1 protein-coding gene is annotated in these 18,039 nt (G+C 74.6%); it reads left to right on the plus strand.

The genetic code is table 11. The features are described from left to right. A partial coding sequence (locus CCN51_RS17460) for a type I polyketide synthase (protein ID WP_143675824.1) occupies positions 1–17,819 on the plus strand: 17,819 nt, incomplete at its 5' end. Between the last annotated feature and the right edge of the window lie 220 nt (positions 17,820–18,039).

The following is an 18,039-nucleotide window of genomic DNA, read 5'->3' on the forward strand; positions in this document are numbered from 1 at the left end:
GTGCGTCGAATGGTTTGACGGCGCCGAACGGACCGTCCCAGCAGCGGGTCATCCGGCAGGCCCTGGCCAACGCGCGCCTGTCGGCGGGCGACGTGGACGCCCTCGACGCACATGGCACCGGCACCTCGCTGGGCGACCCGATCGAGGTCCAGGCGCTGCAGGCGGTCTACGGCGATGACCGCGCCCCGGACCGGCCGCTGCTGCTCGGCTCGGTGAAGTCCAACATCGGGCACACCCAGTCCGCGGCCGGTGTGGCAAGCGTGATCAAGATGGTTATGGCGATGCGCCACGGGATGCTGCCCAAAACCCTGCACGTAGAGCAACCGTCGTCGCATATCGACTGGTCACCCGGCACGGTGGCGCTGCTGTCCGACCCCGTCGCATGGCCGGACACCGGAGAACCGCGCCGCTGCGCCGTCTCCTCGTTCGGTGTGAGCGGCACCAATGCGCACGCGTTGCTCGAGCAAGCGCCCGAGACCCCGCCGCTGAGCCCTGTCGAGGAGCCGGAGCGGGATACGGGGGTTCTCCCGTGGGTGCTGTCGGCCCGCGGCGCCGACGCGTTGCGCGAACAGGCCGCCAACCTGCTCTCCCAGTTGGACGGCCACCCCGGGACCGCGCCGGCCGACATCGGCTGTTCGCTGGTCACCTCGCGGTCGCTGTTCGAACACCGGGCCGTGGTCGTCGGCGAGCACATCGACGACTTCCGGCGGGAACTGGAGGCGCTGTCCAAGGGCACCTCGTCGGCCGCGGTGGTGCGTGGGGTTGCCGATGTGGAGGGGAGGTCGGTGTTCGTCTTCCCGGGGCAGGGTTCGCAGTGGGCGGGTATGGGTGCCCGGCTGCTGGACGAGTCTGCGGTGTTCGCGGAGCGGTTGGGGGAGTGTGCGGCTGCGCTTGCGCCGTTTGTCGACTGGTCGCTGATGGACGTCGTACGGCAGGTCGATGGTGCGCCGTCGTTGGAGCGGGTGGATGTGGTGCAGCCGGTGTCGTGGGCGGTGATGGTGTCGCTCGCGGCCATGTGGCGCTCCTGTGGCGTGGAGCCGGATGCGGTGGTGGGTCATTCGCAGGGTGAGATCGCCGCGGCGTGTGTGGCGGGTGTGCTGTCGCTGGAGGACGGCGCGCGGGTGGTGGCGCTGCGCAGTCAGGCGATCGCGCGGCGGCTTGCGGGTGCTGGGGGTATGGCGTCGGTGCCGCTGCCGGTTGCTGAAGTCGAGGCGCGGCTGGAGCGGTGGGACGGCCGGGTGTCGATCGCGGCGGTCAACGGGCCCCGGTCGGTGGTCGTGTCCGGTGACCGGGAGGCGCTGGACGAGCTGATCGAGGAGCTGGCCGGCGAAGAGGTGCGTATCCGGCGGATCGCCGTGGACTACGCCTCGCACTCCGCCCACGTCGAGGAGGTTCACGAGGAACTGCTGGAGCGGCTGGCACCGCTGTCTCCGCGCACCGCAGAGGTGCCGTTCTTCTCCACGGTGACCGGTGACTGGCTGGACACCACGGGCATGGACGCGGACTACTGGTACCGCAATCTGCGGCAGACCGTGGGCTTCGAACCGGCCATCCGCGCCCTTCTGGCCCAGGAGCACCGGGCGTTCATCGAGGTCAGCGCGCATCCCGTACTCACCGTCGGGGTTCAGGAGACGGTGGACGACACCGACTGCCAGGCCGTCGTCTGCGGTACGTTGCGCCGCGACCACGGCGGTCCCGACCGGTTCCTCACCTCGCTGGCCCAGGTGTTTGTGCGCGGTGTGCCGGCCGACTGGGCGGGGATGTTCGCGGACCGCGACGCCCACCATGTGGAGCTTCCCACCTACGCGTTCCAGCGGGAACACTTCTGGGCCCTGCCCGCCGGGCCGGATCCGGATGGCCGGGCCGACCCGGAGGACACTCGTTTCTGGACCGCGGTCGAGCAACAGGACATCGCGTCCCTGACCTCCGCCCTGCATATCGACGAGACCTCGCTGGCCGCGGTGTTGCCCGCGCTGTCGTCCTGGCGCCGGCGGCGCCAGGACCGGGCCACCGTGGACGGCTGGCGCTACCGGGTGGCCTGGCGCCCGCTGCGCGGCGTCCCCACTGTGTCCCTGTCCGGCACGTGGCTGGTCGTCACCGCCGAGGGCGTCGCGGACGGCGAGGTGACCGCGGCTCTCGCGGAACACGACGCGGACGTACGCCGACTGACGCTGGACGAATCCTGCGTCGACCGTGCCGTGCTGGCGGCGCGCCTCGACGAGGTTACGGCACCCTCTGAGGACGGCTCCCCGGACATCGCCGGGGTCGTCTCCCTGCTCGCCGCCGCCGAGGAACCGCACAGCGACCACCCCGCGCTGGCCGCCGGCCTCGCCCTGACCGTGGCCCTGGTCCAGGCCCTCGGTGACGCTCGTATCGAGGCGCCGCTGTGGTGCCTGACCCGGGGCGCGGTGTCCACCGGACGCTCCGACCGTGTGGTGAGCCCTGTCCAGGCCCAGGTGCAGGGTGTCGGCTGGACGGCCGCGCTCGAGCATCCCGACCGCTGGGGCGGCCTGGTCGATCTGCCCGAGACCTTCGACCAGCGCGCCGCCCAGCGGCTGGCAGCGGTTCTGGCGGGGGCCACCGGCGAGGACCAACTCGCCATCCGTGCCTCAGGTGTGCTCGCCCGGCGTGTCGTACGCGCCCCCGCGGGCGACACCGAACCGGACCGGCCCTGGACCCCGCGCGGGACCACGCTGATCACCGGCGGCACCGGGACACTGGCGCCGCATCTGGCCCGCTGGCTGGCCGGACAGGGTGCCGAGCACATCGTGCTGACCGGCAGGCGGGGCATGGCCGCGCCCGGCGCGCCCGCGCTCGTGGCCGAACTGGCCGAGCTGGGCGTCGAGGCCGAGGCCGTGGCCTGCGATGTCACGGACCGTGCGGCGCTCGCCGCCCTGCTGGCGCGGCTCAAGGCCGACGGCCGTACGGTCTGTACCGCCGTGCACACGGCCGCGAGCATCGCGCTGCACAGCCTGGACGAGACCACGATGGCCGAGTTCGCCGAGGTCATCAACGCCAAGGTGGCCGGCGCCCGGCATCTGGACGAACTGCTCGACGGCGATGAACTGGACGCCCTCGTCCTCTACTCGTCCACGGCCGGGACCTGGGGCAGCGGCCGGCACGCGGCCTATGTGGCGGGCAACGCCTTCCTCGGCGCGCTCGCCGACCACCGCCGCGCCCGGGGACTGCCCGCCACCTCGCTGGCCTGGGGCATCTGGTCCGATGACACCCGGCTGGGCCGGGTCGACCCGGAGCAGATCCGCCGCAGCGGCCTGGTCTTCATGGACCCTGAACCGGCCCTGGCCGGGCTGCGGCAGGCCCTGGACGACGACGAGACCGCGCTGGTCGTCGCCGATGTCGACTGGGAGCGCTACTACCCGGTCTTCACCTCGGTGCGGCCGACGCGCCTGTTCGACGAGGTGCCCGAGGTGCTGCGGCGGGCGGAGGCCGCCGAGCCGGCCGGTGGCGCCGAGGGTGAGTTCGCCGCGAAGCTGCTGTCGCTGCCCGCCGCCGAGCGGGATCGGCTGCTGCTGGAGCTGGTCCGTACCGAGGCCGCGGCGGTCCTGGGACACGGTTCGCCGGAGGCGCTTACGGAGGAACGGGCCTTCCGCGACATCGGGTTCGACTCGCTGACCGCGGTCGATCTGCGCAACCGGCTCGCCGCCGCCACCGGCCTGACGCTGCCGACCACCCTGGTCTTCGACCACCCGAGCCCGGCCGCCCTCGCCACGTATCTGCGGGTGCTGATCGCCGCCGACCGGGACGCCCCGGCCGGGTCCGCCCCCGCGCCCGCCACCGCGGTCGCCGACGACGAGCCCATCGCCATCATCGGCATGAGCTGCCGTTACCCGGGAGGTGTCGCGTCCCCCGAGGAACTGTGGGATCTCGTCGTCGGCGGAGGGGACGCCATCACCGGCTTCCCGGCGGACCGAGGCTGGGACGCCGAAGCGCTCTACGACCCGGACCCGGACCGCAAGGGCAGGACGTACTCCACCCAGGGCGGCTTCCTCCACGACGTGGCCGACTTCGACGCCGCGTTCTTCGGGATCTCACCGCGCGAGGCCGTGGCGATGGACCCGCAGCAGCGGCTGCTGCTGGAGACCGCGTGGGAGGCGTTCGAACGCGCGGGCGTCGACCCGGCCACGCTGCGCGGCAGCAACACCGGGACGTTCATCGGGGCCAGCTACCAGGACTACACCACGGGTGTGCGGGGGGCCGCCGAGGGCTCCGAAGGCCATATGATCACCGGCACCCTGTCCAGTGTGCTGTCGGGCCGGGTGTCCTATGTGTTCGGGCTCGAGGGCCCCGCGGTCACCCTCGACACGGCGTGCTCGTCCTCGTTGGTGGCGCTGCATCTGGCCTGTCAGTCGCTGCGTGACGGGGAGAGCTCCCTCGCCCTGGCGGGCGGCGTCAGCGTAATGGCCACCCCCAGCGCGTTCGTGGGCTTCAGCAGGCAGCGGGCGATGGCCGCCGACGGCCGCTGCAAGGCGTACTCCGACGCGGCCGACGGCATGAGCCTGGCCGAGGGCGTCGGGCTCGTCCTGATCGAGCGGCTGTCCGACGCGCTGCGCAACGGCCACCCGGTCCTCGCCCTGGTCCGCGGCTCCGCGATCAACCAGGACGGCGCGTCGAACGGGCTGACCGCCCCCAACGGCCCGGCGCAGCAGCGGGTGATCCGGCAGGCCCTGGCCAACGCCCGGCTGAGCGCGGGAGAGATCGACGCGATCGAGGGCCATGGCACGGGCACCGCGCTCGGCGACCCGATCGAGGCCCAGGCGTTGCTTGCCACTTACGGGCAGGGCCGCGAACGCCCGCTGCTGCTCGGCTCGGTCAAGTCCAACATCGGCCACACCCAGATGGCCTCCGGCGTGGCCGGTGTGATCAAGATGGTCATGGCCATGCGCCAGGGGCTGCTGCCGCCCACCCTCCATGTCGATCAGCCCTCCTCCCATGTGGACTGGTCGGCTGGCGCCATCGAGCTGCTGACCGAACCGGCCGAGTGGCCCGCTACCGGGCGCCCCCGGCGGTCGGCCGTCTCCTCCTTCGGCCTCAGCGGCACCAACGCCCACACCGTGCTCGAACAGGCACCCGGCGCGGCGGAGCCCGCCGAGGCCGGCACCTTCGCCGCCCCGGTGCCCGTCACCCTCTCCGCCCGCGGCGACGAGGCCCTGCGCGCCCAGGCGGCCCGGCTGCTGTCGGTGCTGGAGGCGGGGCCCGAGCTGCCCCTGAAGGACGTGGCGTTCTCGCTGGCCACCACCCGCTCCGCGCTGGAGCGGCGCGCCACGGTCGTGGCGGCGGACCGGGCGGAGCTGCTGGGCGGCCTCACCGCGCTGCGCGACGGAGCCCCGCACGCCGCCCTCGTCCAGGGAGGCCCGGCCGGTGGCCGGACCGCGTTCCTCTTCTCGGGCCAGGGCAGCCAGCGGGCCGGGATGGGCCGGGAGCTGTACGAGGCGTTCCCGGTGTTCGCCGAGGCCCTGGACGAGATGTGCGCGCATCTGGACGGCCACCTCGAACGGCCGTTGCGCGAGGTGCTGTTCGCCGAGGAGGGCTCGGCGGAAGCGGAGCTTGTGGACCGTACGGGCTGGACACAGCCCGCCCTGTTCGCCTTCGAGGTGGCGCTGTACCGCCTCGTCGAATCCTGGGGGATCACGGCCGACTGTCTGGCGGGTCATTCGATCGGCGAGATCGCCGCCGCGCATGTGGCCGGGGTCCTGTCGCAGGCCGACGCGTGCGCGCTGGTGGCGGCGCGGGCCCGGCTGATGCAGGAGCTGCCCTCGGGCGGGTGCATGGTGGCGATCGAGGCGGCGGAGGACGAAATCGTCCCCCGGCTGGGTGAGGGAGTGTCGATCGCGGCGGTGAACGGGCCGCGTTCGGTGGTGGTGGCCGGCGAGGAGTCCTTGGTCGGGCAGATCGCCGCGCGGTTCGCCGAGGAGGGCCGCAAGACCCGGCGGCTGACCGTCAGCCACGCTTTCCACTCACCGCTGATGGAGCCGATGCTGGACGGGTTCCGGCAGGTCGCGGAGGGGCTTTCGTACGAGCCCCCGCGTATCGCCCTGGTCTCGAACCTGACCGGAGGGCCGGCCTCGGCCGAGGAGGTCTGCTCGCCGGAGTACTGGGTGGAGCATGTGCGCCGCACCGTGCGGTTCGCCGACGGGGTGGAGTGGCTGGCCGGACAGGGCGTCACCGCCTTCCTGGAGCTGGGCCCCGATGGGGTGCTGACCGCGATGGCCCAGGAGAGCCTGGCAGACCGGCCGCGGACGGCGCTGCTCCCGGCGCTGCGCAAGGGCCGTGCCGAGGTGTCCGCGCTCGTCTCCGCGCTGGCGCGGCTGCACACCCACGGCGTCGGCGTGGACTGGACCGCCTTCTTCGCCGGATCCGGGGCGCACCGCGTCGATCTGCCCACCTACGCGTTCCAGCGCCGCCGCTTCTGGCCCGAGACCGTCGCCGGGGCGGACGCCGGCGGTGTGCTGGACGCGGTGCGGGCCGAGGACACCGAGTTCTGGTCGGCCGTGGAACGGGCCGATCTGGAAACCCTGGGCACGGCCCTCGACCTGGACGACGGTGTGCTGACGGCGATGGTGCCCGCGCTGTCGACCTGGCGCAAACAGCGCCGCGACCGGTCCGCCACCGACAGCTGGCGCTACCGCATCACCTGGAAACCGGTCACCGGCAACGCGTCCGGTGCCCCGGCGCTCTCGGGGCGCTGGCTGGTCGTGGCGCCGCCCGGCGCGGCCGAGGACACCTGGGCGCGCGCGGTCCTCGACGGCCTCGGCGTGCCGACCGTACTGGTCGAGTCCGCGGCCGAGGACCGGGCCACGCCGACCGAGCTGCTGGGCCGAACCGACGCCGAGGGCACGGTGTTCACCGGCGTCCTGGCGCTGCCCGCGCACCACACGCCCGGCGACGAGGGCGATCCGGCCACCGTCGCGGCATGGGCTGCCACGGTGGTCCAGGCCCTGGGTGACGCGGGCATCGAGGCCCCGCTGTGGTGCCTCACCCGGGGCGCCGTATCGATCGGCCGCTCCGAGCCGGTCCTCGATCCGGCGCAGGCCGCGGTATGGGGTCTTGGCCGGGTGGCCGCCCTCGAACACCCGGAGCGCTGGGGCGGCCTCGTCGACCTGCCGGCTGACCCCGACCCGAAGGCCGCACGCCGGCTCGCCGGGGTGCTGGCGAGGACCGGCGGCGAGGACCAGGTGGCGGTGCGCGCCTCCGGCGCCTACGTACGGCGGCTGACCCGCATACCTGCCGAACCGTCCGCGGAATCACGGGAGTTCACCCCGGCCGGCACCGTACTGATCACCGGCGGCACCGGTGCGCTCGGTGGGCACCTCGCCCGCTGGCTGGCCGCCGAGGGCGCCGCGCATCTGGTGCTCCTCAGCCGCCGGGGGCCGAGCGCCCCGGGCGCGGACGGCCTCGTCCGGGAGCTGACCGAGCTCGGCGCCCGGGTCACCGTCGAGGCATGCGACGCCGCGGACCGCGACGCCCTGGCCGCCGTGCTGGACCGGATCCCCGCCGACACTCCGCTGACGGCCGTGATCCACACCGCCGGCGTCCTGGACGACGGGGTGGTGGACGCCCTCACCCCGGACCGGTTCACCGCCGTGATGCGGTCGAAGGCACAGGCCGCCCGCAACCTCGCCGAGCTGACCGAGGACCGCGACCTCGCCGCGTTCGTCCTCTTCTCCTCGGTCGCGGGCACCATAGGCGCCCCGGGGCAGGGCAACTACGCGGCGGCCAACGCCTATCTGGACGCCCTGGCCCAGCGCCGCCGGGACCGCGGCCTGACCGCCACGTCCCTCGCCTGGGGACCGTGGTCCGAGGCCGGGATGGTGGCCGACGGCGCGGCGCTGGAGGGCCGCGTACGCCGGGGCGGCTACACGCCGATGCCCCCGCGGCTGGCCGTCGCCGCGCTCCGGCAGGCCCTCGAACGCGACGAGCGGGTAGTGACCGTCGCCGACATCGACTGGGACCGCTTCCTCGGCGTGTTCGCCACGGCACGGCCCGCACCCCTGGTGGCCGACCTGCCGGAGGTACGGCGTGCCCTGGAGGCGACGGACACCGGCCGCGGCGGCGCGCCGTCGGACGGGCAGGGGCTGCACGGCGGGCTGACCGGCCTGCCCGAGGCGGAGCGCCGCGCGTACGTGCTCGGCCTGGTGCGCGGCCGGGTGGCCGCCGTACTCGGACACGGCGACACCACGACCATCGCCCCCGACCAGGCCTTCCGGGATCTGGGCTTCGACTCGCTCACCACGGTCGAGCTGCGCAACGCGCTGTCGGCGGAGACCGGGCTGACGCTGCCGTCCTCCCTGGTCTACGACTACCCCACGCCGTACGCGCTGGCGGACTTCCTGCTCGCCGAAGTGCTCGGCGCGGCGGCGGACACCGCCATGGCCCCGGCGGCTTCAGCAGCGCCTTCCGCGGCCGACGACCCGATCGCCATCGTCGGCGTCAGCTGCCGGTTCCCCGGTGGCGTGGCGTCGCCCGAGGACCTGTGGCGGCTCCTTGCCGACGGCGGCGACGGCATCACACCGTTCCCCACCGACCGGGGATGGGACCTCGACGCGCTCGCGGGCGGCGCCTCCGCCACGCGGGAGGGCGGCTTCCTGCCCGGCGCGGGCGACTTCGACGCCGCGTTCTTCGGGATCTCCCCGCGCGAGGCCCTTGCCATGGACCCCCAGCAGCGGCTGCTGCTGGAAACCTCCTGGGAGGCGCTGGAGCGGGCCGGGATCGACCCCGCCACCCTCCGGGGCAGCGACACGGGCGTCTTCGTGGGCACCAACGGGCAGGACTACGCGGGCGTGCTGCGCAAGGCCACCGCCGATGTGCGCGGCCACGTGGCCACCGGCAACACGGCAAGCGTGATGTCCGGCCGGCTGTCGTACACCCTGGGGCTCGAAGGCCCGGCGGTCACGGTCGACACCGCCTGCTCGTCCTCGCTGGTGTCGCTGCACTGGGCGGCCCAGGCGCTGCGGCGCGGCGAGTGCTCGCTCGTTCTGGCCGGTGGCGTGTCGGTGATGTCGAGCCCGGACTCGTTCACCGAGTTCAGCGTGCAGGGCGGACTGGCCCCGGACGGCCGGTGCAAGGCGTTCGCCGACACCGCCGACGGCACCGCCTGGTCCGAGGGCGTCGGGGTGCTGGTCCTGGAGCGGCTGTCGGACGCCGTACGCAACGGACACGAGGTCTGGGGCGTGGTGCGCGGCACCGCGGTCAACCAGGACGGCGCGTCCAACGGGCTGACGGCGCCCAACGGCCCCGCGCAGCAGCGGGTGATCCGGCAGGCCCTGTCCGACGCGCGGCTGACGCCCGCCGACGTCGACGCGGTCGAGGCACACGGCACCGGCACCACCCTGGGCGACCCCATCGAGGCACACGCCCTGCTCGCCACCTACGGCCGGGAGCGCCCGGAACCGCTGCTGCTGGGCACCGTGAAGTCCAACATCGGCCACACCCAGGCCGCGGCCGGGGTGGCCGGTGTCATCAAGATGGTCATGGCGATGCGACATGGTGTGCTGCCCAGGACCCTGCATGTGGACACGCCGTCCTCGCACGTGGACTGGGCATCGGGCGCGGTGTCGCTGGTGCGCGAGGCCACGCCGTGGCCGCGGAGGGGCCGGCGGCGGCGGGCCGGTGTGTCGGCCTTCGGCGTCAGCGGGACCAACGCCCATGTGATCGTCGAACAGGCGCCGACGGCCGAACCCGCCGAGCGGTACGAGCCCGAGCAGATCCCGACCGTGGTGCCATGGGTGGTCTCGGGCCGCGGCCCCGAGGGCTTGAGCGCGCAGCTCGGCGGGCTCACCTCTTTCATTGAACGGAGCGATCCGCGGCCATCCCCCGTGGCCGTGGGGTACACCCTGGCCACCGGCCGCCCGGCGTTCGACCACCGTGCGGTGCTGCTGGCCACCGACGACGGGGTCACGGAGGCGGCCCGCGGGGTGATACGCGCCCCCGGCGGCAGGACGGCGTTCCTCTTCTCCGGCCAGGGCAGCCAGCGGCCCGGTATGGGACGGCAGCTCTACGACCGCTTCCCGGCCTTCGCCGAGGCGCTGGACGACGTACTGGCCCATCTGGACGTGGAGCTCGACCGCCCGCTGCGGGAGGTGTTCTTCGCCGAAACCGGGACGGCCGAGGCCGAGCTGCTGGACCGTACGGGATACACCCAGCCGGCCCTGTTCGCCGTCGAAGTGGCCCTGTTCCGGCTGCTGGAGTCGTGGGGAGTACGACCGGACCTGCTGGCCGGACACTCCATCGGGGAACTGGCGGCGGCCCACGTCGCCGGGGTGCTCTCACTCGCCGACGCGTGCCGGCTGGTGGCGGCGCGGGCACGGCTGATGGAGGCGCTGCCGTCCGGTGGCGCGATGGTCTCGCTGGAGGCCGCCGAGGACGAGGTCGCCCAGCTGCTCGCCGGACACGGCGAGCTGGTGTCCGTCGCGGCCGTCAACGGCCCCGCCGCGACGGTGATCGCCGGTGACGAGGAGGCGGTGGCGCGGATCGCCGCGCGGCTGGAGTCCCGCGGGCGCAGGACCAGGCGGCTGCGGGTCTCGCACGCCTTCCACTCGCCGCTGATGGAGCCGATGCTCGACCCGTTCGCCACGGTGGCCGAACACCTGGCGTACCAGGAGCCGCGGATCCCCGTCGTCTCCACCCTGACCGGCCGCCTCGCCACGGCCGAGGAGCTGTGCTCACCCGCGTACTGGGTGCGCCAGGTGCGGGAGACCGTACGGTTCGCCGACGGCGTACGCACCCTGCGGGACGCGGGCGCGACCGCCTTTGTCGAGCTGGGCCCGGACCGGGTACTGGCCGCGATGGCCCGGCACACGCTGGCCGACGAGCGGCCCGAACCGCTGGTGGCCCCGCTGCTGCGCGCGGACCGCGACGAGGAGGCCGAGATCACGGCGGCGCTGGGCGCGCTGCATGTGCACGGGGTGCCGGTGGACTGGTCGGCGTACTTCGGCGGCACCGGCGCGCGCCTGACCACCCTGCCGACGTATGCCTTCCAGCGCGAGCGGTATTGGCCCGAGTTGGCGCCGGGCACGGCGGAGAACGCGGCGGCCGATCCGGTGGACGCGGAGTTCTGGTCGGCCGTGGAGCGGGAGGACCTGGAGTCGCTGGCGTCCACGCTGGAGCTGGACGGCGACTCGCTGACCGCGGTGGTGCCCGCGCTGTCGTCCTGGCGCCGGTCCCGCCACGACGAGTCCGTCGTGGACGGCTGGCGCTACGAGGCGAGCTGGACACCGCTGACCGGCCCGGCCTTCGCCGGTACGCCGACCGGCGCCCTGGAAGGCACCTGGCTGCTGCTCGTCCCCGCCCCCGACGAGCCCGGGGCGGTCGACGAGGAGTGGCCGGCGGCCGTCGCCGAGCAGTTGGGCCAGGGGGAATCGGGCACCGTACGCATCGAAGTGGCGGGCGCCGACCGGGCCGCCCTGGCCGCAAGGCTCGGCGAAGTGCGCACCGGCGACGGCCCGTTCGCGGGTGTGCTGTCCCTGCTCGCCCTCGGGCGGACGGGGTCCGAAGCCACCGCGCTGACCTGCGCCTTGATCCAGGCGCTGGGCGACGCGGGCATCGAGGCACCGCTGTGGTGCGCCACCGTGGGCGCGGTCCGCGTGGGCCGCGGTGACGGCCCGGCGGATCCGGGGCAGGCCGCGGTGTGGGGCCTGGGCCGGGTGGCCGCGCTGGAACACCCGGAGCGCTGGGGCGGCCTCGTCGACCTGCCCGGCTCCCCCGACCAGCGGGCCCGTGCCCGGCTCACGGCCGTACTGGGAGGCGGTGCGGGCGACCTGGCGGAGGACCAGATCGCGGTGCGCGCCAACGGGGTGTTCGGCAGGCGTCTGGTGCGGGCCGCGGCGCCCGTCGCCGACGGGCGGTGGCGGCCACGGGGCACCGTCTGGGTCACCGGCGGCACCGGCGCTACGGCCGGGCAGCTTGCCCGGTGGCTGGCCGCGGAGGGCGCCGGGCATCTGGTGCTGACCGGCCCGCAGGACCCCGACGCGCCCGACATCGCAGAACTGGCCGCCGAACTCGCCGTCGAACTCGCCGAGTCGGGCGTCCGGGTGACCGCGCGGGCATACGACCCGGCCGACCGCGACGCCCCGGCTGCGCTGCTCGACGAGTTCCCGCCGGACGCGGTCGTGCACGCCGGACAGCCCGACCTGTCGCCCGTCGCGCCCGTCGCCATGGACCGGATCGACGCGCTCGGGCCCGCCCCGCTCGCGGCGGCGGTGGCGGACCGGATCGCGGCGGCGGCGCACCTCGACGAACTGCTGGGCGACCGGCCCCTGGACGCCTTCGTGCTGCTCACCTCGGTCGCCGGGGTCTGGGGCGTGGCGGGGCGGGCCGCCGACGCGGCCGTGGACGCCGCTCTCGAAGCGCTGGCCCGCCGGCGCCGGGCGCGCGGGGCCCCTGCCACCTCGGTGGCGTGGAGCGCCTGGGCCACATCACCCACCGACACCCCCGACGGGATGGCGGCGCATCTGCGGCTCAGCGGACTGCCCGCCCTGCCGCCGCGGCTGGCGGTGACCGCGCTGGGCCGGGCGGTGGACGGCGAGCTGGACGCGGTGACGATCGCGGATGTGGCCTGGGACCGCTTCGCCCCGGCGTTCACCGCCGTACGCCCGAGCGCGCTGTTCACCGCGCTGCCCGAGGCCCGTACGGCGCTGGAGTCCGCGGCGGCCGGCCGGGACACCGGGGAATCCGGTGCGACCGGTATCGCGGCCGAGCTGCGGACCCGGCTGCTGGGCCTGCCCGGCGTCCGGCGCTCCCACGTCCTGCTGGACCTGGTGCGCGGCGAGGTCGCCGAGGTGCTGGGCCATGGGGGAGCCGAGGCGATCGAGGCCGACCGGGCCTTCTCGGACCTCGGGTTCGACTCGCTGACCGCGGTGGACCTGCGCAACCAGCTGACCCGGGCCACCGGGCTGCCCCTGCCCACCACCCTCGCCTTCGACCACCCGACCCCGGCGGCGCTCGCCGACCACCTGTACGCCGAACTGCTCGGGCAGGACGGCGCCGACGACACGGCGGCGCTGCCCGCCCGCACCGCCGACGACCCGATCGTGATCGTCGGCATGAGCTGCCGCTACCCCGGCGGCGTACGCTCGCCCGAAGACTTGTGGCAGCTGGTCGTGGACGAGGCCGACGCCATCGGACAGCTGCCCACCGACCGCGGCTGGGACCTCGACACGCTGAGCGGCGGCACCCGGGACGGACGCGGGCGCAGCACCGCCCAGTCGGGCGGGTTCCTGTACGACGCCGCCGACTTCGACCCGGGCTTCTTCGGTATCGCGCCGCGCGAGGCCATGGTGATGGACCCGCAGCAGCGGCTGGTGCTGGAGGCCGCGTGGGAGGCGCTGGAGCGGGCCGGTGTCGACCCGCACAGGCTGCGCGGTGGCGACACGGGCGTCTTCGTCGGCGCCACCAGCGGCGACTACCGACCGCCCGCCGACCAGCGCGGCCACGCCCAGACCGCGCAGGCGGCCAGCCTGATCTCCGGCCGTCTCTCCTACAGCTTCGGCCTGGAGGGCCCGGCGGTGACCGTGGACACGGCCTGCTCCTCGTCGCTGGTGGCGCTGCATCTGGCCGCCCAGGCGCTGCGCTCGGGCGAGTGTTCGCTGGCGCTGGCCGGCGGGGTGACGGTGATGTCCACACCGGTGGGTTTCGTGGAGTTCAGCGACATGGGCGCCCTGTCGCCCGACGGCCGGTGCAAGGCGTTCGCCGAGGCGGCGGACGGCACGGGCTGGTCCGAGGGCGTCGGCATGCTCGTGGTGGAGCGGATGTCCGACGCCCGGCGCAACGGCCACCGGATCCTGGCGGTCCTGCGCGGCTCGGCGGTCAACCAGGACGGCGCCTCGAACGGGCTGACCGCCCCCAACGGCCCCTCGCAGCGCAGGGTCATCCGCCGCGCCCTCGCGAACGCCGGACTGTCCCCCGCGGACGTGGACGTGGTCGAGGCCCACGGCACCGGCACCACCCTCGGCGACCCGATCGAGGCCCAGGCGCTGCTGGCCACCTACGGTCAGGACCGCGCCCCCGACCAGCCCCTGCTGCTCGGCTCGGTCAAGTCCAACATCGGGCATACGCAGTCGGCGGCGGGCGTCGCGGGTGTGATCAAGACGGTCATGGCGATGCGCCACGGAGTGGTGCCCAGGACCCTCCATCTGGACGCCCCCAGCTCGCATGTGGACTGGTCCGCGGGCGCCGTGGAACTGGCCGCCGAGGCCACCGCGTGGCCGGGGACCGGGCGGCCGCGCCGGGCCGGGATCTCCTCGTTCGGTGCCAGCGGCACCAATGCCCACGCGATCATCGAGCAGGCGCCCGACGACGAGCCCGCCCGTACCCCGGCCGCGCCGCTGCGTGACGGCGCGCCGTGGCCCGTCGCCCTGTCGGCCCGCACCCCCCAGGCGCTGCGCGACCAGGCCCGGCTGATGCTCCGCCATGTCGCCGCCGACCCGGATCTCGGCCTCGCCGACCTGGCGTTCTCGCTGGCCGCCACCCGGTCGGCCTTCGAGAAGCGGGCCGCGGTGCTGAGCGCGGACCGTGACGAGTTGATGGAGGGCCTGGAGGCGGTGGCGGACGGACGCCCGTCCCCACGGGTGATCGAGGACACGGCGGCCGGTGGCCGGACCGCCTTCCTCTTCTCGGGCCAGGGCAGTCAGCGGGCCGGGATGGGCCGGGAGCTGTACGAGACCTTCCCGGTGTTCGCCGAGGCGTTCGACGCGGTGTGCGCACATCTGGACGCGCACCTCGAACGGCCACTGTCCGAGGTGGTGTTCGCGCAGCCCGGGTCGGCCGAGGCGGAGGCGCTGGACGAGACGCGGTGGACCCAGCCCGCGCTGTTCGCGGTCGAGGTGGCGCTGTTCCGGCTGCTGGAGTCCTGGGGGATCGTCCCGGACTATCTGGCGGGGCATTCGATCGGCGAGATCGCGGCGGCCCATGTGGCGGGGGTGTTCTCGCTGCCGGACGCGTGTGCCCTGGTGGCCGCGCGCGGCCGGCTGATGCAGGAGCTGCCGTCCGGGGGAGCGATGGTGGCGTTGCAGGCCACCGAGGAGGAGGTGGCTCCCCATCTGGGCGAGCGGGTCTCGGTCGCGGCCGTGAACGGTCCGCGCTCGGTGGTCGTGGCGGGCGACGAGGCCGCCGTACTGGATGTGGCGGCCCGGTTCGAGGAGCAGGGCCGCAAGACCAGGCGGCTGACGGTCAGCCATGCGTTCCACTCCGCGCTGATGGAGCCGATGCTGGCGGAGTTCGGGCGGGTGGTGCGAAGCCTGTCGCTCGAGGCGCCACGGATCGCGCTGGTATCCAATCTGACGGGCGACGTGGTGTCGGCCGAGCGGGTGTGCGCACCGGAGTACTGGGTGGAGCACATCCGCCGTACCGTGCGGTTCGCCGACGGTGTCAGCCGGCTCGCCGCCGAGGGCGTCACCACCTTCCTGGAGGTGGGGCCCGACGCCGTACTGACCGCCATGGCGCGGGAAACCCTCGGGGAACGGCCGGCCGACGCCCTGCTCGTCCCCGCGCTGCGCAGGACGCGCGGCGAGGAGGCCACCCTGGTGGCGGCGGTGGCCCGGCTGCACACCCACGGCGTCGGCGTCGACTGGGCGGGCTTCTTCGCCCCCTCCGGCGCCCGACCGGTCGACCTGCCCACCTACCCCTTCCAGCAGCAGCGCTTCTGGCCCGAGGAGGCCGCCGGTCAGGAGACGGCTCCCGATTCGGCCCCCGATACGGCGGACGCGGACTTCTGGGCCACCGTGGAACGGGCCGACCAGGCGGACATCGCCTCGCTGGCGACGACACTCGACGTCGACGACGAGGCGCTGACGAAGGTCCTGCCCGCGCTCTCGTCCTGGCGCCGTCGGCGCCATGAGCAGTCGGTGGTCGGCAGCTGGCGCTACCGGATCGGCTGGAAGCCGCTCACCGGCCCGGCACCGGGCGCCCCCTCGGGGACCTGGCTCGCCGTGGTCCCGGCCGGACACGCCGATGACCCCTGGGTGAACGCGGTGGTCGAGGCGCTGGGCACCGAGACCGTACGGCTGGAGGTCACCGCACCGGACCGCGCGGCGCTGGCCGAGCGGCTGCGGGCACAGATGGCCGAGGGGCCGCGGCCGGCCGGTGTGGTGTCGCTGCTGGCCGTGGCCGACTCCGCGGGGCCGGTCGTCCCGCCGGGACTCGCGCTGACCGCCGTACTGGTGCAGGCCCTGGGCGATGCCGAGGTCGAGGCTCGGCTGTGGTGTGTCACCCGGGGTGCGGTGTCGGTCGGCCGTACGGAGCGGGTGGCCGGCCCGCGGCAGGCCGCGGTATGGGGGCTCGGCCGGGTGGCCGCGCTCGAACACCCGCAGCGCTGGGGCGGGTTGGTCGATCTGCCCGAGGAGCTGGACGGGCGGATCGCCGCCCGGTTCGCCGCGGTGCTGGGCCGGCCCGGCGGCACGGAGCCGGCCGAGGACCAGGTCGCGGTGCGCGCGTCCGGCGTGTTCGGCCGCCGACTGCGACGGCCGGTCGGCGCCCCGCCCGAGGACGGCTGGCGGCCCTCGGGCACGGTGCTCGTCACCGGCGGCACCGGGACACTGGGCGGCCATGTCGCCCGGTGGCTGGCCCGCAGTGGCGCCGAGCACATCCTGCTGGCCAGCCGCAGCGGCCCCGAGGCCGAAGGGGCCGAGGAGCTGCGGTCCGAGCTGGCCGGGACGGGAGCCCGGGTGTCCATCGTGGCCTGCGACGTGGCCGACCGCCGACAGGTGGCGGACCTGCTGGCGGACATCCCCGGCGACTGCCCGCTGACCGCCGTGGTGCACGCGGCGGGGGTGCTGGACGACGGGGTCCTCGACGGTCTTTCGCCCCAGCGGTTCGAGACGGTGTTCCGGTCCAAGGTGGAGTCGGCGACCGTCCTGGACGAGCTGACGCGGGACCTGAACCTGACGGCCTTTGTGCTGTTCTCCTCCGCGTCCGGCGCCGTGGGCAACGCCGGCCAGGCCAACTACGCAGCCGCCAACGCGGTGCTGGACGCGCTGGCCGAGCGGCGCCGGGACCAGGGCCTGCCCGCCACCTCGGTGGCCTGGGGCGCCTGGGCCGGTGGCGGCATGGCGGCGAGCGCCCGCGCCGAGGAGACATCGCACCGCACCGGGGTGGCCGCGATGGCCCCGGAGGCGGCGCTGTCGGCCATGCGCAGCGCGGTGGGCTCCGAAGAACCCACCTCCGTGGTCGCCGATATCGACCAGGCCCGGTTCATCCACGCCTTCACCACCCTGCGGCCCAGCCCGCTGCTGCGGGAGCTGCCCCGGTACGCGGAGCTGACCGCGGGCGCCACCGTCTCGCCGCGCGACCAGGCGTCGGCCGCGGCCGAGCTGCGGGAGCGGGTGCTCGGGCGGCCCGCGGCGGAGCGGCCCCGGGTGGTGCTGGACCTGGTCCGCGCCCAGGTCGCCGGGGTGCTGGGGTATACGGGGCCCGAGGCCGTCGGCGCCGAACGGGCTTTCAAGGACCTCGGCTTCGACTCGCTGGCCGCGATCGAGCTGCGTAATCAGCTCACCGTCACCACCGGGCTGAGCCTGCCCGCCACCCTCGTCTTCGACCACCCCACACCCGTCGCCCTCGCCGAGCATGTGCTGCGGGAGCTCGTCCCCGAGACGGCCGGCGGTTCCCCCGCCGACGAGCGGGAGAACGAGATCCGGGCGCTGCTGACCTCCGTACCCCTCGCCCGGCTGCGCGAGGTCGGGCTGCTGGAGCCCCTGCTGCAGCTGGCCGGCCATCCGACGGCGACGGCGGAGCAGGCTCCGGGGGACTCGATCGACGCGATGGACCTGGACGATCTGGTCAGGGCCGCGCTCGACGGCAACGGGCACTGACCGCAAGCCGGGGCGGCCCCCGGGACCGTCGAGCGGACGGGCCCGGGGGCCTCTCGTATGCCACCGGGCGTCCCCCGGACACGCCACGGCCACAGGGGCAGGCCCAGGACATGGCAAACGGCCCGGATGACGGCTTCCAGCGGGGCTGGAGCGCGTCATCCGGGCCGCGAGGTCCGGTCGGAGCCGTTCGGGTCAGAAGCCGTCCGGGTCAGGAGTCCGG

It is taken from the genome of Streptomyces milbemycinicus (assembly GCF_002154605.1).
Taxonomy (GTDB): domain Bacteria; phylum Actinomycetota; class Actinomycetes; order Streptomycetales; family Streptomycetaceae; genus Streptomyces; species Streptomyces milbemycinicus.